General features: G+C 34.5%; 14 protein-coding genes. 2 read left to right on the forward strand and 12 right to left on the reverse strand.

Annotation, left to right across the window (positions count from 1 at the left end):
* Positions 1 to 154 precede the first annotated feature (154 nt).
* Both AC5YC8_RS02970 and AC5YC8_RS02975 read left to right on the forward strand, forming a co-directional pair.
* Entirely contained in the window at positions 155 to 1,243 is a 1,089-nt protein-coding gene (locus tag AC5YC8_RS02970; RefSeq protein ID WP_496163483.1) for a glycosyltransferase family 4 protein, read from the forward strand.
* Entirely contained in the window at positions 1,240 to 2,316 is a 1,077-nt protein-coding gene (locus tag AC5YC8_RS02975; protein WP_496163484.1) for a glycosyltransferase, read from the forward strand. The genes AC5YC8_RS02970 and AC5YC8_RS02975 overlap by 4 nt, the downstream gene beginning before the upstream one ends.
* On the opposite strand, the gene AC5YC8_RS02980 is transcribed toward AC5YC8_RS02975, so the two are convergent.
* The 12 genes from AC5YC8_RS02980 to gltB all read right to left on the reverse strand — a co-directional run bounded on the left by AC5YC8_RS02980 (position 2,296) and on the right by gltB (position 19,503).
* Positions 2,296 to 3,561, reverse strand: coding sequence for a CDP-glycerol glycerophosphotransferase family protein (locus tag AC5YC8_RS02980; RefSeq protein WP_496163485.1), 1,266 nt, complete (start codon positions 3,559 to 3,561; stop codon positions 2,296 to 2,298). The genes AC5YC8_RS02975 and AC5YC8_RS02980 overlap by 21 nt on opposite strands.
* Positions 3,548 to 4,900, reverse strand: a complete 1,353-nt coding sequence (gene ispD / locus AC5YC8_RS02985; RefSeq protein ID WP_496163486.1) for a 2-C-methyl-D-erythritol 4-phosphate cytidylyltransferase — start codon at positions 4,898 to 4,900, stop codon at positions 3,548 to 3,550. The genes AC5YC8_RS02980 and ispD overlap by 14 nt, the downstream gene beginning before the upstream one ends.
* 32 nt (positions 4,901 to 4,932) lie before the next feature.
* Positions 4,933 to 5,928 (reverse strand): glycosyltransferase family 2 protein, encoded by a 996-nt coding sequence (locus AC5YC8_RS02990; protein WP_496163487.1) that lies wholly within the window; start codon positions 5,926 to 5,928, stop codon positions 4,933 to 4,935.
* A 17-nt stretch (positions 5,929 to 5,945) separates the two neighbouring features.
* Positions 5,946 to 7,595, reverse strand: coding sequence for an ABC transporter ATP-binding protein (locus AC5YC8_RS02995; protein WP_496163488.1), 1,650 nt, complete (start codon positions 7,593 to 7,595; stop codon positions 5,946 to 5,948).
* A gap of 70 nt (positions 7,596 to 7,665) precedes the next feature.
* A complete protein-coding gene (locus tag AC5YC8_RS03000) occupies positions 7,666 to 8,514 on the reverse strand; it encodes a glycosyltransferase family 2 protein (protein WP_496163489.1) in 849 nt (282 codons plus the stop codon).
* On the reverse strand, positions 8,515 to 10,455 hold the full coding sequence (locus AC5YC8_RS03005) for a tetratricopeptide repeat protein (RefSeq protein ID WP_496163490.1): 1,941 nt from the start codon (positions 10,453 to 10,455) through the stop codon (positions 8,515 to 8,517).
* Positions 10,456 to 10,523: 68 nt separating this feature from the next.
* Entirely contained in the window at positions 10,524 to 10,937 is a 414-nt protein-coding gene (locus tag AC5YC8_RS03010; protein WP_496163491.1) for a pilin, read from the reverse strand.
* Between the two features lie 195 nt (positions 10,938 to 11,132).
* Positions 11,133 to 11,693, reverse strand: coding sequence for a TPM domain-containing protein (locus tag AC5YC8_RS03015; protein ID WP_496163492.1), 561 nt, complete (start codon positions 11,691 to 11,693; stop codon positions 11,133 to 11,135).
* Positions 11,687 to 12,748 (reverse strand): TPM domain-containing protein, encoded by a 1,062-nt coding sequence (locus AC5YC8_RS03020; RefSeq protein WP_496163493.1) that lies wholly within the window; start codon positions 12,746 to 12,748, stop codon positions 11,687 to 11,689. The genes AC5YC8_RS03015 and AC5YC8_RS03020 overlap by 7 nt, the downstream gene beginning before the upstream one ends.
* A gap of 26 nt (positions 12,749 to 12,774) precedes the next feature.
* Positions 12,775 to 13,365 carry a LemA family protein gene (locus AC5YC8_RS03025; RefSeq protein ID WP_496163494.1) on the reverse strand — a complete coding sequence of 197 codons (591 nt, stop codon included), beginning with the start codon at positions 13,363 to 13,365 and terminating at the stop codon, positions 12,775 to 12,777.
* A 169-nt stretch (positions 13,366 to 13,534) separates the two neighbouring features.
* On the reverse strand, positions 13,535 to 14,956 hold the full coding sequence (locus tag AC5YC8_RS03030) for an FAD-dependent oxidoreductase (RefSeq protein ID WP_496163495.1): 1,422 nt from the start codon (positions 14,954 to 14,956) through the stop codon (positions 13,535 to 13,537).
* Positions 14,957 to 15,027: 71 nt separating this feature from the next.
* Positions 15,028 to 19,503 carry a glutamate synthase large subunit gene (gltB, locus tag AC5YC8_RS03035; protein ID WP_496163496.1) on the reverse strand — a complete coding sequence of 1,492 codons (4,476 nt, stop codon included), beginning with the start codon at positions 19,501 to 19,503 and terminating at the stop codon, positions 15,028 to 15,030.
* Positions 19,504 to 19,944 lie beyond the last annotated feature (441 nt).

The raw sequence follows: 19,944 nt of genomic DNA on the forward strand, positions 1-19,944 counted from the left end.
AAAAATACATTAAAAAAATAAATGCTTCTTATATTTAACATAGCAATAATAAGCAAACCCCCTATAATATAAAAATAGCTTTAACTTTCATGTGACTATGAATAAAAAAAGAATTTTACTTGTAACTCGAAACCTCCCACCTCTCATTGGTGGTATGGAACGTTTGAATTGGCATATTGCTGATGAACTTAGTCACGATCATGAAACTATTCTTTTAAGTCATTATGATGCTAAAAAACTTGCGCCAAAAAATTGTGAATTTATTGGAATCCCTCTCAATCCATTACCAATCTTTTTAATTTTTTCTTTTTTTAAAACACTATTTATTTGCTTAAAGCAAAAACCTGATATTTTATTTGCAGGTAGTGGGCTTACAGCGCCTATTGTTGTATTTTGGGCAAAAATATTTAGAAAAAAAAGCCTTGTTTACATTCACGGTTTAGATATTGCGACAAACCACCCTATATATAACGCTATATGGATACCGTTTATTCGCCATGCAGATCAAATTATTGCAAATAGCACACCAACCCTAGAAATTTGTAAAAGTAAGAAAATTCCTAATCATAAAATAACAATTATTCACCCAGGCGTTACTTATCCACCATTAGATAAAAATTTATCACTCATCGATCAATTGAAATATGACTATAATTTGGAAAGCTCTAAAGTTCTTATCTCTGTTGGACGCTTAACAAAAAGAAAAGCCCTTAAAGAATTTGTAGACTTATCTTTAGCTCAAATTATTACGAAAGTTCCGAATACAAAATTAGTTATTATTGGTGATACGCCCTCACAATCTTTAAATAAAAATCTTCAAAACAAAGAAGAAATTTTACATGTTGCCAAGCAACATAATATTGAAGATCGCATCGTATTTATTGGTAATATTTCCGATGATAAATTTCTTTCATCATGGTTTTATCTCGCAGATTTACATATATTTCCAGTACAGCATATTCTAGATGACCCTGAAGGATTTGGTATGGTTGCAATAGAAGCTGCCGCACATGGAACACCAACTATTGCATTTAAAACAGGTGGTATTGTTGATGCTGTTGAAGATAAAAAAACGGGATTCTTAATTAATAATGATGATTATGAAAATTTCTCCAAATTAACAATAGAAATTTTGAAAAAACAATCAACCCTAACTCCTGAAAATTGCAGTAACTTTGCTCAAAAATTTTCATGGATAAATTTAAAACTTAAATTCAATAATCTAATTAAGAGTCTTAAATGAGCATATTATTTATTGGGAAACGTTTTTACACCAATCGAGATGCTTATTGTGAAAAATTTGGACGCATTTATCAATTACCCTATTATTGGTCTAAAGAAACTAAAACCAGTTTATGGTTAGTGGATTATCATAGTAAAGAAAAAATTAAAGATCAGCATGACTCATTAAAAATCATATCCACCCCCATATTTAGCTTTATTTTTATTATTAATATACTAAAAATACTATTAATAGATAGACCTAAAACTATCGTTGCAAGTGGGGATTGCTATATCGGTTTAGTGTCTTTTATTTTAGCTAAACTATGTCGAGCTAAATTTATATTTGATATCTATGATAAATATGATGTTTTTACAGGATATAGGAATTTAGGTTTCAAAAATTTATTTGATTTTTTAATCAAGCATGCCGATAGTTGCTTGTTTGCTAGTAAAAAACTAAAAAATGATTGTGAATTATTGTGCAAAAAAACAATATTAGTTCCAAATGGTGTCGATACTAATCATTTTTACCCTAGAAAGAAAAATGAATCTAGAAAACATTTTAATTTAGATCTAAACAAAGTTTATTTAGGTTACTTTGGCAGTATGGAAATAGAGCGTGGAATTGATGATTTAATTGAAGCTGTTAAACTTATACGTATATTAAATAAAAATATTTACATCTTGCTCGGGGGGACAAAACGTAATGATTTAAGCTTAGAGTATGAATTCATACACTATTTAGGAAATGTTCCGTTTAATGAAGTACCTATTGCAATGACATGTTGTGATATCTTAACGTTACCCTATCGAAATTCTGAGTTTTTAGATAATGCTTCGTCTTGTAAAATCAGTGAGTATGCAACTTTAAAAATTTGTATAGTTGCCACTAATACTCCAAATATAATAACAATGCTCAAGACTATGAACTTAAAATTACTTACACCTCCAAATGCACCGACTCAGCTTGCTCATCTACTCGATTCTGCAATAAAAGAACCATTTTTATTAAATATCTATTCTCACAAATGGTCAGACATTGCAAATAATAGTTTAAAAAAATTAATGCTATTACACACTCGCTTTACTTAATACCAACCATTTCTGTTGAATAAAATAATTTAATAGCTCAGTAGTTGATCCACTTTGATCTATACCATCAAATGCTTTTTCCATTAGTTTAAATCGCTCAACTTCATCCATATCATTTTTCAACAAAACATCTAATAATTCTACCCAAGACCCAACTTTCGCACCTGGTGTCATGCTATAAAAATCAAATTGAATTTGTCTATCTCTTGCGATGTACTCTTTAATATCTGGCACAAGAAAATAAATTGGCTTATTGAATAATAAAAAATCCATAAATATTGACGAATAATCACTCACCATCGCAGCAACAAATGGAAATAATGGATACAAATCTGCATCCTTATCATATTGGAAAATATTTCGCCCCTTTATTTCACTACTGCCTTGCTCCCAAGGATGAAATTTGAATATAAAAATAGCATTATTTTCATCACACCATTTCTCTATAGCATTCAAATTGAAACTATTTAACCCCATAGGCGTTACCCTACTTTCTCTAAAAGTTGGTGTAACTAATATAATCCTTGCTTTTTTCTTAATCCATATTGGTAAATATCCAAAAATTTTAGTGTCAACATTAATTAAATTATTTTTGTTTTCAGAATAACTATTACGCGGATAACCATACACACTAAAATAATCACTATCAAAGGCGTTCCGAAAAACATTTTCTAAATAGAATTTAGATGTTGTATTAACTAAACTATAATTGATATTTCGACCAGTAATATTCCTTAAACAGGTACGAATTTTTATAAAACAAGTAGATGAAATAATTTTTTTAGAGGACACTTCATTTCGTAATTTATCTAATTCAATACGTTTAAACCCCACTCCATGCCACAGTTGAATGCGCTTACTACCAAATGTTAAAAAAAGTCTTAATTTTTTAGGCCAATCGAATGAATCAACAACAATAATATTTGATCTAATACAGTAAATATATGCCTTTAAAGATGGATAATGCAATACTGGCAAATTTTCACTATTTAGCAGATTATAGACATTTTTATCTTCGGTAATAAAAGTACAAGTAACCGATTGTTCATTTCTCTCAAGTACCTGTAAATAAAAATATTTAGTATTATCTAAAAATTTACCGCCATTCCTACCAATTACTGCTATCTGTTGCTTATTCTTTGGTATTAAGTAAATAAAAGGGATAATAAACATCCAACCTAAAATTGCTAGTAAAATAGCTATTCCATAATTAACACATTCTTTTAGCAACTTACTGACGAACATCAATTACCTCGCCAGTAATATTCTTTAATAAACTTTCCAATGTAACTTCAGCAACTCTTTTACTTGTTAATAAAGATTCTTTAGGTTCGAGCCCAAAATTTTCAATACGCATAGGTGTTGCTGTTCTTTCAGGATTAATAGCATTAATATTAATATTATGAGGCTTAAATTCTTGTGACAAACCTTGTACTAAATTTACAATTGCCGCTTTAGTTGCAGAATAAACAGCTGAAAAAGCACGACCACGCGTATATGAGCTAGAAGTAAATAATGTAATTGCGCCACCTGTATCTTTCAGATATTTAAAAGATTCTTGAGCAACAATAATGCTACCTTTAATATTAACTGCTAATAACTCATCAATAGCTTCTTCAGTCTGGCTGGTTAGTAATCCAGTTTTTAAAATGCCAGCTGTATTCACTACATAATCAATTTTTCCAAATTTTTGAAAAGCAGATTCTAAAGTAGTACGTACTGATAAAACATTCGTTATGTCTACATTAGAGCTTCTAGAAACCCCGATAACATGAGCACCTTTTTCCTGTGCAATTTGCATGATATCCAAACCAATTCCTCTGCTCGCCCCAAAAATAATAAGCACTTTATTCTGTAAAGAATTTAAATCGATATCTAATATTTGTGTAGTACGTAGTTGAAATAAGCGATCTGCTAAATAGATATCCGAAGGATAGGTTATTTTAATATTGCTAACATTTCCATCCACTAATTTAACTTGTGCTAAATTAAATTTTAAAACTAATCCACAGTCATCAGTAACTTCAATATTCGAGGTCTGCGCAGCTAGTAAATGGGCTTTCCGTAATACTCCTGCAATAAATCCTTGGGGAGTTTGTCCCATTCTTAATTCAGAACGCCTAGGAATGCTTTCGATATATTCATTGATATCAGCTTTAACTATTGTATCGCTAGCCGATACAACAGTATCAATACAAGACTCTACATCTAAAGCACTCAGGCATCTATCAATAGTTGCATGATCAAGCAATGGTCTAACAGCATCATGAACTAAAACTTTATGTTGATCACCCTCAATAGCATTTATACCAGCACATGAGCTTTCTTGTCGAGTTACTCCTCCAACAACTATTTTTGATATTTTTGAATAACCTGCTTGCAATACCATATATTGGATTAATTCTTTTTGTTCCAGTGACGTCACAACAATAATTTCATGAATCTTATTATGACTATTAAAACAATCTAAAGTATGTTCTAGTACTGTTTTCCCTGCTAACTTTATAAACTGTTTAGGCTTTTCAGAACCAAATCTTGCCCCTACACCAGAAGCAAGAATAATAACGATGTTCTTAATTATCATATTTGTTAATTTTAACCATATTACAAATTACATTATACTAAAAATTTCTTATTTCTATAGACAAATAATTTATAAAAAATTTGTGGGGAAAGCCTTATTAACAATAGAGATATTGCCACATTCCACTCAAAAAATAAAATATTAATAATATTTTTAAATGAAATAAGATTTGGGTCTATTGATTTTTTTAGATATTCCATATCTTTTAAATAATTATTAGAATACTTTACAATATCTTTTCCTGTTCTATAGATAACAAGTTTCGCCTGCGCATATTTAATATAGTTAATCCTATGTAAAAAATTATGTTTTTTTGCAAAAAGTAAATAACCATCAGAGATGGTTAATTTATCCAATAATACTCTTTCATTAAATACTTTTGATAAAGACCCCATACGCTGAACATAATAATATAATGGTTGAGCAACATAAGAAATTTTCTTTTGAAATATAACCTTATAAATCAAATCCAAATCTTCATGATATCGAATGTTCTCATTAAACCGATAACAACTAAATATCTCTCTTTTAAAAAGTTTATTCCATGCAAAATTTTTTATATTTGAATTAACATTTAAATAATCCATACTTTCAATATATCGATCAATATCATTCCCTAAAACATCAATTACATTATTTCCTTCATCTACATAGTTTATATCGCAAACACTAATATCCGCATTATTTTCAACAATAGAATTTAATAACTTCTCTAGAAAATTACAATCTAAATAGTCATCACTATCTACAAATACAACATATTGACCTTTAAAAAAATTTAAACCATAGTTTCGAGCTGAACTTAATCCGCCATTTTTCTTATGATAAAATTTAAATCGTTTATCATTTTCTACAATTTTTTTCGCAATATCTATTGAACCATCCAAACTACCATCATCAATAATCAGACATTCAAATTTCAAATATGTTTGCTCACAAATACTAATTAAACATTTTTCAACATAGTCTTGAACATTGTAGACAGGTAATATAATACTAATTAATAAATCCTGATTCATCAAAACCATTCACCGCCTATATAAAACTAAATACTAATTATTGTTTCACAATGTTGGATAGCTGTATTTCTATGAGCAATAATAACCATCGTTATTTTGCCATTTAAACATTGAATTGCTTCATTCACAGATTGCTCAGTTTCGCTATCCAATGCACTTGTAGCCTCATCCATAAAAATAACTTCAGGATTCTTATATAAAGCACGCGCAATCCCTATTCGCTGCCTTTGACCGCCTGAAAGCATCACTCCTCTTTCGCCAACAATTTCCGCATAACCATTTTTTAAATTTTGCGTAATAAAACTATCTATTTGAGCCAGTTTTGCGACCTTTTTGATTTGCTCTAAGTCAATTTGGTCTTTAGGAATGCCAAATGCTATGTTCTCAGCAATAGATTTATCTGCCAAGTAAATAAATTGAGGAATATATCCCACTAAACTACGCCAGTTTTCTACACTATTATCATTCAGTTCAATATCATCTATATATATTTTCCCACTTTGAGGTACTAATAGACCTAACATTAAATCCATAAGTGTACTTTTACCACTTCCACTCTTTCCCATTATGCCTAAACTTGCATTTTTCTTAACTTCAAGACTAAAGTTCGTTAACACAGCTTTATCTAAACGATTTGGATAGGCAAAACTAATATTTTCCAAACGAATAGACTTTTTGAATTGTAATTCAACTTTCTTAGTTACAGATTCAGAGGCAATACTTTCTTTTTCTAAAAGGAATTCTGGAATTAAAACTTTCAATACTTGCTCTGAAAATTTAAGCTGAGAAATTGATCTATAAATATTTTGTGCAGCTGGTAGCATTCTATAGGCTGCAAAACCATAAAGCCCTAAAATTGGCAATATATGTGAAACATCTTTACCTGAAACAACGAGCAATATAGCTAAACCAATAATTGAACCATATCCAATAGTTTCAATTATATTTAGTGGAATTTGCCCCAAAGTATCCCTTGTCGCGATATGCCTTGCAAAAACCCGTGATGATTTTTCAAATTGTTCTATATAACCCTGTTTAGCATTATTAATAATGACATCTTTAATACCACCAAAAGCTTCCTGACAACTTTGATACCTCTCCGTATTGGCTTGAGTAAATTCAGCACCAATACGACTAAGTCTCCTTTTAACAAACACAAAAATTGAAATATAAAAAAAACCTAAAATACCTGCTGTCCCAAGTGCCATAATTGGATCATATATTAATAAGATACCAGTCATTGCAAATAGCACCACCCCGTACGACATCATTGTTAGAGTGGGTAAAATCATTGTACCTATAAGTTGATCAACCTCAGATAAAACATTTTTTATTAATAACGAACTATTATTTTGAATGAAAAATTCATATTTTTGATTTAAATAAGTTTTTAATAATCTGGATGAAAAATAATGTCTCTGTAAATTTGAAAACCTATTCACAGCATATTGTGTAATTATTTTGAATATTGTAGAGAATATAACAACAGCAAAAGAAATAATACCTAAATAAACAATCATTTGTTTTGTATTATCGGCACCTAAAATTTCGTATATTTTTTTTAATATTGGCGTAGTTTCAATCACAGATGGATTCGATAAAACAGCCAAAAAAGGCATAATCGAGATCACCCCAGCAGACTCGATCAATGCCATTCCCACAACTAAAATAAGCACATAAACAACTTTACGCTTATCTAGTGGCGTTAAAATTTCCCATAACTGTTTTAAGCTTTCCAACATCAAATTAATTCTCTTTATACATTAAAGCAGTAATTTGTTCTGAAATTAATCCCATCAGAAAAATCATAATACTACCTGTATAAAATAAAGCGCTCATATTCGTAAAACGATGATATTCGTAAAGTGTATACCCATACCATCCTGTTCCCATAAGAAACAATAGCACAGCTAATGGTAAAAACATTTTTAGTGGTGCATATAACGTCGCAATTTTAAAAATGATCAAGAAAAAACGAATACTATCTCTTAATGGTTGAATATGGCTTTTTCCAATACGTTGACTCGCATGAATAGGTACATAACAAATTGAATAGCCAGCTCTAAAAAATGCCATTGTGCTAGTTGTTGGATAAGAAAATCCATTCGGTAATAAATAAATAAATTCTCTAAATTTTTCCGCTCGAACCGCTCTAAAACCTGAAGTTAAATCTTCGACTTTATGTTCTGTCATATATGTGGCTAAATTATTGTAGAACTTATTCGCAATACCACGCCCCACACTTGCTTGTGAACCTTTTTGGCGCGCCCCCACAACTAAGTCATAGCCAGCATTAATCTTTTTTAATAATTTGGGAATATCTTGAGGATCATGTTGCCCATCTGCATCCATAAATACAATAATGTCTCCCAATGCATTGCGAGCACCTGTTTTTATAGCAGCACCATTACCTTTTGAATACGGGTGAGAAATAACACGTGCACCAACCTTATCTGCTAATTCAGCAGTCTGATCTGTCGAGCCATCATTAACCACTAAAACTTCATCAACTAATTTCAAATTCAAAATTTTGGAAATTGTTGCTTCAATAGCACCTGATTCATTCTTTGCAGGTAGAACCACACTAACCTTCATCTATTTCCCCGGATTTACAGCACCATTAAGATTTCTTTTTTCTATATTAATCTCTTTAAACCAAACCCCATCTTGATCTAAAGATATAGCGACCTGTAACTGCTCATTTGCCTCTTTAATTTTACCCTGTAATCGATAAACTTGGGTTAATAATAAATGACCATTTACATCATTTTTAAGCGTAATTGCCTTAGTTAAAAACTCTTCTGCTTTAATATAGTCACCCAATATTGACACATAATATTGCGCTAAAAGTTTATAAATTTCTGAATTAATATCTGGATTCGATGTTTTGTTATCCAACCCAGCTGCAATAATTTGTATCGCTTGTATATGATCAAGCTTACAAAAAGACTTTATTTGACAGTTTGTCAATGAACTTAAAAAGCTCACATTACTATTCTGAAACGGTCTATTTTCTAATTGATTTATAAGCTGATTAACTGTTTCATTTGAAATTGGTTTGTTCAAATATGAATTCAAATGAATTTCCGCAAACCATGCACCATTTGCTGGTAAATAACTATTTTTTGAAGCATTCAAATAATAATAAGCCTGCTGAATATAACTATTTTTCAAACTTTCATTTTCCTCATTTTCCATGAGCTTGATATAAACACGCGCTAATTGATAATTTGCACGATCTGACTTTGGATGCATCGTCGCTTCATAAACTGCATGATCAACCAAGTTAGACCAAACCATAGAGCGTTGCCACGTCGTAAATGCCAAATTTAAAATGAAAATTAATCCAAATAAGTATACTAATGGCTTTAATTTTTTATTATTTAATTTTGCCATGTAATATAAAACAACGATAATTACACCAATAAATGCAAAATAATTTCGATGTTCATGAACTAGTTCTAAGGAAAAAATAGTAGATTCCATTAGATGACTAATAACAAACCATCCCCATGCGAATAACACAAGTGGATAGCGCTTAGCTAATACAATACTGACTATACTAATTAATGCTAAACCAATAACGGAGAACAGCGTTGTAATTGGATTCAATAACGATTTTGAAATAATAAAATCATCATGATAAAGACTAAGTTCATTTAACTGTGGATAAATAAACATTTTGACATAAAAGAATACAACTCTTGATTCGGTTAATAATCTTTCTTCTAAATTAAAATCACGTCTTGCGAAAGCGTATGGATTTAAATGTGGCTGAATGAGATAAAGTAATATTAGCCCACCTAAAACAGCTCCAATCCATAATAGTTTTAGAAGTTGAACATTACAAAACTGTAGAGCAAAACCATTTTTATTTTTTGCTTGAAATATAAGTAGCTCAATCCAATACAATAATACGATAAATAAAAGCCCAGATTCTTTACTTAAAGCAGATAATATAAATGCAACAACTATACTAGTAATAAAAGCTATATTTTTTAAAACTGAGTATGACGCTACCCGCCACTTACAATATAAAACCAATGCCAGCAAGCCAAATAATGTCGACAAACTTGTCATGCGCTGAACAATATAAAGCACACTCGTTAGGTTCAATGGGTGTACAAGCCATATTGCACTGATTATGAGCGCAAGAATTGAAACAGTTTTATCAGTTAATTTTTTATCTTTATTTATCCATTTTAAAATAGATAAAGATAAAAAACAGATCAAAATACCATTGATCAAATGGATAAATAAATTCGTTAATTTAAAATAAAAAGGGTCAAACCCTGCAAAATAGTGATTTAACGCAAAAGAGAGCATGCTAATTGGCCTACCCAATGGACCTGCATCCCCAGAACCATAAGCCGCTTTTAAAGCATCAATAGATAATTCTGTAATAGCTAATTTACTATTTTCTAATATATTGGCGCTATCATCAAAAACATAGTCACCTTTCAAACCAACCCAATAAACAACAACCGTTAAGAATAATATAGATATCAAAAGACTATAAAATTTAGATTTTTCCATTATTCTCTCTTTTACTCAAAAAACATAAAAAAAGAAGCATCAATTGATGCTTCTTTTCTATTACTAAATTAACGGCAGTTAGCTGGGCGTAATTCAGATGCTAATGTACCACCTTTACAATTCCACTCAATACCACCACTAGTAGCTGTTGCAACTAAAGTAACAGTCGCTTTATTTGTAACTTTAGAGGTATATTCAATTGTAATCTTTGTTTTATCAACAGTTACTGAGCGTACTGCATTTCCTTTAATACTTGCAGCAGGCGCCACACCAGCAGTTGTATTACCTGATGGCCAATCACCATTAGAAGAATAATATTCCGCTACAGCCGCTTTTGCACCACCAGCAAGGTTTAAACCTTCTGTAACGTGAGCACGTTTAGTGTAGTTTTGGTATGCAGGAATCGCGATTGCTGCAAGAATACCGATAATCGCGACTACGATCATCAATTCAATAAGAGTAAAACCCTTTTGATTGTTCATAACATTCTCCACAAATGTTTTGTAAATTTTTTATAAGCTTTATGAGCTATTGTGTACACAGCATTTTATATGCCAATTTTCATTATAATTATTTTTCAATCAAAAACAGAGCCTTATATAGATTTTTTTCTGAACAGCAACCATCCAATGTATTTTTATGTAAAAAAGTGACTTTTTTTGTCACTTTTGCATCTTTTACCCAATAATAATTGGCTGATTTGACAACTCGTTCTCAATATTAATCATTTTACCTGCATAATATGTATCCAACACTATACCTATTTCAGTGACACCACTAATTACAGCTTGTCTATATTCTTGCTTTTTTATGGTTTGAATCATCAACTCACAGATCTCATTCCAGACCTTTTGTGTTGTTGCTTTTTTAATGCCTCTATCTATTAATATTTCAACTTTTTTGTCACATAAATTTATATATAACAGTACCCCACTATTAAACTCTGTATCCCATACGCCTATCTCGGCAAACAGTTGCTTTGCTCTTGCATAAGTATCTTGATAAAAAGCTTGTGAAGCAGGAATGTAAGCTTCTATAACCACTTGTATTTCACCAACATGACCTTGTTCTGCATCCTTTACAGCTGCTGCAATTGCTGATTGATCTTGTTGGTTAAAATAACGCTTGGTCGCAGGCATAAAAAAGAAATGCTTTAACCATCGTTTAAGACTTGGTTTAGCTACTTCATTAAGTTTAGGCTGCGTGACAATTTTTGTCGTTTCTGTATTTTTTACCATGATCCTGATGCTCCTCCCCCACCAAAGCCGCCGCCACCACCGCGATATCCTCCACTACTTCCACCAAAACCTCCACCCGAGCCACCACCTCGACCACCACTCCCCGATAAAATGGCCTGAAACAATGCCTGTGCAATTGTGGTAATAAGTAAAAAGAAAATTCCGCCACCAATTAATAAACTTGTGAGTAACCCTGCACCATTGACCAATCCTGCAACAGTTCCAGCAACAGCAGCCGTCGATGCACTTAAGCGTTTTCCAACAACAAAAGAACCAATAACTCCTGCAATTAAAATAAACAATGCTGTATTAAAGGTTTTCTCTTTGGCTTGTTGCTCATGCAATGCCTGAGCTTGTCTTTCTTTAAGTTCCTGTGCTGCTTGTGCTGCAACACCCGGATCCATATTTAAAATTTTTTCTATTTCTACTAAACCAGCATCAATACCTTGAGTAAATTGATTCTGCTTAAAATATGGCGTGATAGAGTTTCGAATAATACGGCTTACAACAATATCGGGTAAAACTCCTTCCAAACCATAACCCGTCACAATTTGAATACGTCTGTCATTAATCGCAACTACCATTAATAAACCGTTGTCTTGTTTTTTTGAGCCTAACTTCCACTCGTTGGCAATACGCATTGCAAAATCAAAAATATCCTCCTGACCTGTCGTAGGAACAATGACCACTCCTATTTGTGCTTTAGCCTGTTCATTTAACTTTAAAATATGTGCACTTATTTGCTGTTTTTCACTTGCAGATAAAATATTGGCTTGATCAATAATAGGCTCATTTAAAGTTGGCAGTGTGCGAATTGATTCGCCATCTGCTAAATCATTTTCAACTTGAAGTGGCTGTACATTTTCTTGTTTTGAGATTTGTGTAGAAGATGTTTTTTGTTGATTCTGAATAATTTTTCCAGCTACAACAATATCTGCATCATCTGTTGCTGTGGCTATTTCACTCCATGCAGATACACTCACAAGCATCATCAAGCTCATTATAAAAGCTTGAATAGCTAGATTGAGTGAGTGCTTTTTCTCAGAATCAAACATCTATCTTCTCTTATAATTTTTTAGAGTTATTCAAAATTTACTTTAGGTGCTGTTTGTGCACTTTGATCTGCTTTAAAGTTTTCTTTGGTTTTCATACCAATGACTTTAGCTGTCATCACTTGTGGGAATTGACGAGCATAGGAGTTAAAATCTTGCACACTCGTAATATAACGATTACGTGCAACTGCAATGCGGTTTTCTGTACCTTCCAATTGAACTTGAAGCTCTCTGAACTGTTCATTCGCTTTTAAGTCAGGATAGTTTTCAGAAACAGCTATTAATCTTGATAATGCACTGGTCATTTGTGCTTGAGCTTGTTGGTATTTTTCAAATAAAGCAGGATCTTCAAGTACGTCTTTATCTACTTTTAAGCCCGCAATATTGGCGCGTGCTTCTGTCACTTCTGTTAATACTTGCTCTTCATGTTTTGCGTAACCTTTTACAACATTAACAAGATTAGGCACTAAATCTGCACGGCGTTGATATTGGTTTTGAACTTCCGACCATGTTGCTGCAACAGACTCATCTTTGACTTGTAAAGTATTATAACCACAGCCCGTTAACATTAACGTACTTGCTAATGCAGCCGCTAAAACACTTTTTTTCATATAATTCATTTTCATAAACCTCAATGATTTAGTTATATTTATGATGTTCTTTCGATTCTAACTCGATTTTTTCGCTTTATTGTATTTTTTCTTTAATACCAAGACAAAACCACTTCTATCATTAATCAACACATAAAAAAAACCCGCCGAAGCGGGTCTTTTTATGAATTCAAATGTATTACACATCTAAATAATCAAGAATACCTTCTGCTGCTTGGCGACCTTCATGAATTGCTGTTACAACTAAGTCAGAGCCACGCACCATATCACCGCCCGCGAAAATTTTCGGGTTAGATGTTTGGAATTTAAATTCTTGTTGTTCAGGAGCAACTACACGACCTGAACCATCTAGATTGATATTTACACCACCAAACCAATCCGCAGGACTTGTACGGAAACCAAATGCAAGTAACACAGCATCTGCAGGTAAAATTTCTTCAGAGCCTGGAATTGGCTCAGGACTACGACGACCACGACTATCAGGCTCACCCAATTGCGTTGTTACTACTTTAACGCCTGTTACTTTGCCGTTCTCACCCACAATTTCAATTGGTTGACGGTTAAAAGCAAATTTCACCCCTTCTTCACGTGCATTTTTTACTTCACGACGTGAACCTGGCATATTCTCTTCATCACGACGATAAGCACATGTTACAGATTCAGCACCTTGACGAATTGAAGTACGGTTGCAGTCCATTGCTGTATCGCCACCGCCAAGAACAATGACTTTTTTACCTTCAACTGAAATATATTCTGAAGGATCTTTTTCCCAACCTTGAGTACGGTTTACATTGGCAATTAAGAAATCAAGTGCATCTACAACACCATCCAAATCTTCCCCTGCGAAACCACCTTTCATATATGTGTATGTTCCCATACCCATAAAGACAGCATCGTATTCTGCAAGAAGCTGATCGATGGTGATATCTGTACCAATTTCAACATTTAGACGAAACTCTACGCCCATGCCTGAGAAAATTTCACGGCGGCGTTTCATCACGTCTTTTTCCATTTTAAATTCTGGAATACCAAACGTTAAAAGACCACCAATTTCAGGGCGCTTGTCGAATACAACAGGTTTTACACCGTTACGTACAAGAATATCTGCACAGCCTAAACCTGCAGGACCTGCACCAATAATCGCAACTTTTTTGTCTGTCCATTTCACATGAGACATGTCTGGACGCCAGCCTAGTGCAAAAGCTGTATCATTGATATATTTTTCAGCATTACCAATAGTCACTGCACCAAAACCATCGTTTAAGGTACACGCACCTTCGCATAAACGGTCTTGTGGACATACACGACCACATACTTCAGGCAAGGTATTGGTTTGATGACACAATTCTGCTGCTTGGAAAATGCGACCTTCTGCAATTAGTTTTAGCCAGTTTGGAATATAGTTATGTACTGGACATTTCCACTCACAATATGGATTACCACAACCTAAACAACGATGCGTTTGGTTTGCAGCAACTTCTGCCGTAAATGGTTTATAAATTTCCACAAATTCTGCTTTGCGGATATTTAGATCTTTTTTCTCTGGATCTTGGCGTGCTACATCCAGGAATTGAAAGTCATTGTTTAGGCGCTCTGCCATGTCTCTCTCCGTGGGTAGATGTAACGGCTTTTTTACCGCTACATCTGCCTATCTTTCAGCAAGTAGTGGAATTATTGTGGATCTGCTTGAGTTGTTTTTAACAAAGTCTGCAAGTTTGCAGCTTTTGGTTTCACTAGCCAGAATTTACGGCTGTAGAAATCAAACTCATGGCGGATCTTGTACGCCCAAGCACTACCTGTTTCTTTAATATGTTCATCTAAAATGCGTAGTAAGAATGATTGATGTTCTTCCATTGCTTCAGTTGAAATACGATTTAACTCGATTAGTTCGTGATTATAATGGTCAACGAAGTCATTATCTAAATCAAGTACATAAGCAAAACCACCAGTCATGCCTGCACCAAAGTTATGACCTACCTTACCTAATACAGTCACAATACCGCCTGTCATATATTCACAGCAGTGATCGCCTGCACCTTCAATGACAGCAAAAGCACCTGAGTTACGAACTGCGAAACGCTCACCTGCTGTACCTGCTGCAAACAACTTACCACTTGTTGCACCGTATAAACATGTATTACCAATAATTGCTGTTTCTTGGCTTTGGAATGGTGAACCTTTTGGTGGGAAGATAGAAATACGACCACCTGCCATACCTTTACCTACATAGTCATTTGCATCGCCTTCTAAGCTAATATGCAAACCACCTGCATTCCAAACACCTAAAGACTGACCTGCTGTGCCTGTCAAATTCACTTTAACAGGATGTGCTTCCATACTTAGGTTGCCGTAGCGACGTGCAATTTCACCCGATAAACGTGCACCAATAGAGCGGTCACAGTTACCAATCGTGAAGTGGTATTCACCACCCGTTCCTGCTTCAATTGCAGGAAGAATTTCTGCAACCATTTTTTCAGCGAGTAAGCCTTTATCAAATGGCGCATTTCCTTCAACTTGGCAATATTGCGCTTTGCCTTCAGCAGCAGGATGCGACTGAAGCAATGGACTTAAATCAAGGTGACCATGCTTATCTGTTTCACCTGGTAAAACTTCAAGTAAGTCTGTACGACCAATTAAGTCTTTTAAACTTGAAACACCTAAAGCCGCTAACCATTCACGTGTTTCTTCTGCAATAAATGTGAAGAAGTTAATCAACATTTCAGGTTCACCAATATAGTGTTCCTGACGTAAATGATCTTGTTGAGTCGCAACACCCGTTGCACAGTTATTTAAGTGGCAAATACGTAGATATTTACAACCTAAAGCAATCATTGGTGTAGAACCAAAGCCAAAGCTTTCTGCACCTAAAATGGCTGCTTTCACAACATCTAGACCTGTTTTCAAACCACCATCAGTTTGTACGCGTACTTTGCCACGTAAATCGTTTACACGAAGTGCTTGATGCGCTTCAGATAAACCGAGTTCCCATGGAGAACCTGCATGATGAATTGAAGAAAGTGGAGAAGCCGCTGTACCACCGTCATAACCTGAAATGGTAATGAAATCGGCATAGGCTTTTGCAACGCCCGCTGCAATCGTACCGACACCCGGCTCAGAAACAAGCTTAACGGACACCATCGCCTGTGGGTTAACTTGTTTTAAGTCGAAAATTAATTGAGATAAATCTTCAATTGAATAAATGTCATGATGCGGAGGAGGAGAAATAAGCGTCACACCTGGCACAGAGTAGCGTAAACGAGCAATTAAGCCATTCACTTTACCACCCGGCAACTGACCACCTTCACCTGGTTTTGCACCTTGAGCCACTTTAATTTGAAGTACTTCTGCAGATGTTAAGTATGCAGGAGTTACACCAAAACGACCTGACGCAATTTGTTTGATTTTCGAGTTACGAATTGTGCCGTAACGTGAAGGGTCTTCACCGCCCTCACCCGAGTTTGAACGACCACCAATGGTGTTCATTGCAATTGCAATTGCTTCATGTGCTTCAGGAGATAATGCACCTAAAGACATGCCTGCTGAGTCAAAACGAGGAAGAATTTCTTTTACAGATTCAACTTCATCTAAAGCAATTGAGTTTTCTGTTTTAAGCTTAAATAAATCACGAATTGTGGCAATTGGACGTGTATTTACAAGCTCGGCATATTCTTTAAAATCTGCGTAGTTACCCGAACGAACAGCTTTATGTAAAGCGTTGATCACATCTGGGTTAAATGCGTGATATTCCTTATCGAATACAAACTTAAGTAAACCGCCTTGTTCAATTGGTTTACGTGCTTTCCACGCCAAATCTGCCAATTTTTTCAAATCATTTTCAAGGTCAACAAATGTTGCACCTTTAATACGACTTGGTACACCCGTGAAGCATTTCGCTACCACTTCATCAGATAAGCCAATCGCTTCAAATAACTGACCACCACGGTAAGAAGCAACTGTAGAAATACCCATTTTCGAAAGAACTTTTAATAAGCCTTTTTCAATGCCTTTGCGGAAGTTTGCTTGAGCATGAATTGGATCTCCCAATAACTCACCTTTTGCAATTAAATCATTAATTACATCATAAGCAAGATATGGATAAATCGCGGTTGCACCAAAACCTAAAATAACTGCAAACTGATGAGCATCACGTGCTAATCCTGTCTCAACAATAATATTAGCATCTGTACGTAAACCCGCATTCATCAAGAAGTGGTGAATTGCACCTGTTGCCATAATCGCATTTGCAGGTAAGAAACCTTCACGGATTTTCTTATCTGAAATAACAAGCAAGGTTTTGCCATCACGAATTGCTTGGGCTGCTTCTTCACAAATACGTGAAATTGCAGCTTCAAGACCTTCTGCTTCAGCATAGTTCAAATCGATATCTGCAATTTCATAACCTTTACGACCACAAGTACGAATTTGATGCATTTTCGAATTTGAAAGTACAGGGCTTGAAATAATTAAGCGATCTGCATGTTCTGGACTTTGTTCAAATACATTTTGCTCACGACCAAAGCACGTTTCCAATGACATAACAATGGATTCACGTAATGGATCAATTGGTGGATTTGTCACCTGAGCAAACTGCTGACGGAAGTAATCTGAAACATGACGAACTTGACGAGACAATACAGCCATTGGTGTATCATCACCCATTGAGCCTACTGCTTCTTGACCACTTTCAGCAATTGGGCGTAATAATTGATCACGCTCTTCAAATGTCACCATGAACATTTTTTGAGATGCTTTTAGATCATCACCTTTTAAGCCTTGATCACATAAGTATTCTTCTAGCTCAGGGCTACCTTGAATACGAACAGAATTTTCACGTAACCATTCACGATAAGGACGCATGCGTTTCAAGTGATTACTTACATCTTTCGTATCAAGCATCTTACCAGTGAAAGTATCAATTACAAGAATTTGACCCGGCCCCACACGACCTTTAGAAACCACATCTTCAGGCTCATAACCCCAAACACCAATTTCTGATGCAAGTGTAATATAACCATTTTTGGTAATCACCCAACGCGCAGGACGTAAGCCATTACGATCAAGCATACAAATCGCATGACGACCATCTTGAATGACTAAACCTGCTGGACCATCCCAAGCTTCCATGTGCTTAGAGTTGAACTCATAAAATGCACGCAAATCTGCATCTAAGGTTTCAACATTTTGCCATGCAGGTGGTACCAACATACGAAGTGCACGGAATAAATCCATACCACCGCTTACCAAAATCTCAAGCATGTTATCCATACTTGATGAGTCTGAACCTGTGCGGTTAACAATAGGATTTAAGTCTGTTAAACCTGGTAAAAACTCATTTTCAAATTTAGGTGTACGCGCCACAGCCCAGTTACGGTTGGCTGTAATGGTATTGATTTCACCATTGTGTGCCAAATAACGGAAAGGTTGTGCCAATGGCCAACGTGGTAAGGTATTTGTAGAAAAACGCTGATGGAATACTACAATGTGTGATGCTAGACGTTCATCAGCTAGGTCTGTATAGAAGTCTGCAATATATGCAGGCATCATCAAGCCTTTATATGTAATCACTGTTGAACATAAAGTCGTTACATAAAAGTAAGGATCGTTTGTTAATTGCTGTTCTGCACGACGACGTGCCATAAACAATTTACGGTTAAATTCTACTTCTGTAACGCCCATTGGGCAGTTCACAATAATCTGTTCAAATGCAGGCAAAGACTGCATTGCAATAGAACCCAAAGCATCGTTATTGGTTGGAACTACACGCCAACCTAGAACTTTACATCCTTCAGCTTCAATTTCTTTGCTTAGAATTTTTTTAGAATGTGCAGCTAATGCAGGATCTAAATTTAGAAAAATAGTCCCCGCAGCAAAGACTTCACTTAATGTTACATCACTAATTTTTTTTGCTTCTTCGCGGAAGAATGCTTTCGGCATAGCCAAAAGAAGACCACAACCATCCCCAGTTTTGCCATCTGCGGCAATACCACCACGGTGGGTCATACAACTTAAACTATGAATTGCGGTCTTGACTAAATCATGGCTTGCATCACCCTTCATATGGGCAATTAAACCGAAACCACAGTTATCTTTAAACTCATCCGGTTGGTATAAACCTTGAGCGGGAGCTACAGTATTAGGCGATGGCATGTGCATAGCGTACCCTTCTTTTCAGCATACTCTTTCGAGTACTAAAATAAATCTAATTTCTTTGCGATTAGTCTGACTCACTAATATCAATGAATATTCACAAAACTTGTTCTATTTACAATTGAACTATTAGCTAAGTTATAGCGCATCGTAAGGCGATGAAGAACAAATCTATGCTGTTTATGCACTTAAATTACGTAAGAAAATTTAACAAAACCGCACAATAATTGAATATTTTTGCGCCAAAATAGTGACGTTTCTTCTATTCATGCACCAATAAAGCAAAAACAATGCCAACTGTTTATTGAATGTTTGAAACATTTATTTTGAAAGGGCTGTTATAAAAAAATATAGGGAACCGAGTTTACTTGTGAAAATAATGCACTATTCATGTGCGTTATTGAAATAATAACTAAAGTGATTGCGCTATTTTAGGACGGT

The sequence above is a fragment of the Acinetobacter sp. FY731 genome (assembly GCF_059515905.1).

Bases quoted from the DNA above. Each gene is read 5' to 3' on its own strand.
- AC5YC8_RS03020 (WP_496163493.1), bottom strand. From the start codon at position 12,748: ATGTTTGATTCTGAGAAAAAGCACTCACTCAATCTAGCTATTCAAGCT.
- AC5YC8_RS03010 (WP_496163491.1), bottom strand. From the start codon at position 10,937: ATGAACAATCAAAAGGGTTTTACTCTTATTGAATTGATGATCGTAGTC.
- ispD (WP_496163486.1), bottom strand. From the start codon at position 4,900: ATGATAATTAAGAACATCGTTATTATTCTTGCTTCTGGTGTAGGGGCA.
- AC5YC8_RS02990 (WP_496163487.1), bottom strand. From the start codon at position 5,928: ATGGTTTTGATGAATCAGGATTTATTAATTAGTATTATATTACCTGTC.
- gltB (WP_496163496.1), bottom strand. From the start codon at position 19,503: ATGCCATCGCCTAATACTGTAGCTCCCGCTCAAGGTTTATACCAACCG.
- AC5YC8_RS03030 (WP_496163495.1), bottom strand. From the start codon at position 14,956: ATGGCAGAGCGCCTAAACAATGACTTTCAATTCCTGGATGTAGCACGC.
- AC5YC8_RS02975 (WP_496163484.1), top strand. From the start codon at position 1,240: ATGAGCATATTATTTATTGGGAAACGTTTTTACACCAATCGAGATGCT.
- AC5YC8_RS02970 (WP_496163483.1), top strand. From the start codon at position 155: ATGGAACGTTTGAATTGGCATATTGCTGATGAACTTAGTCACGATCAT.
- AC5YC8_RS03005 (WP_496163490.1), bottom strand. From the start codon at position 10,455: ATGGAAAAATCTAAATTTTATAGTCTTTTGATATCTATATTATTCTTA.
- AC5YC8_RS02980 (WP_496163485.1), bottom strand. From the start codon at position 3,561: ATGTTCGTCAGTAAGTTGCTAAAAGAATGTGTTAATTATGGAATAGCT.
- AC5YC8_RS03025 (WP_496163494.1), bottom strand. From the start codon at position 13,365: ATGAATTATATGAAAAAAAGTGTTTTAGCGGCTGCATTAGCAAGTACG.
- AC5YC8_RS03000 (WP_496163489.1), bottom strand. From the start codon at position 8,514: ATGAAGGTTAGTGTGGTTCTACCTGCAAAGAATGAATCAGGTGCTATT.
- AC5YC8_RS03015 (WP_496163492.1), bottom strand. From the start codon at position 11,693: ATGGTAAAAAATACAGAAACGACAAAAATTGTCACGCAGCCTAAACTT.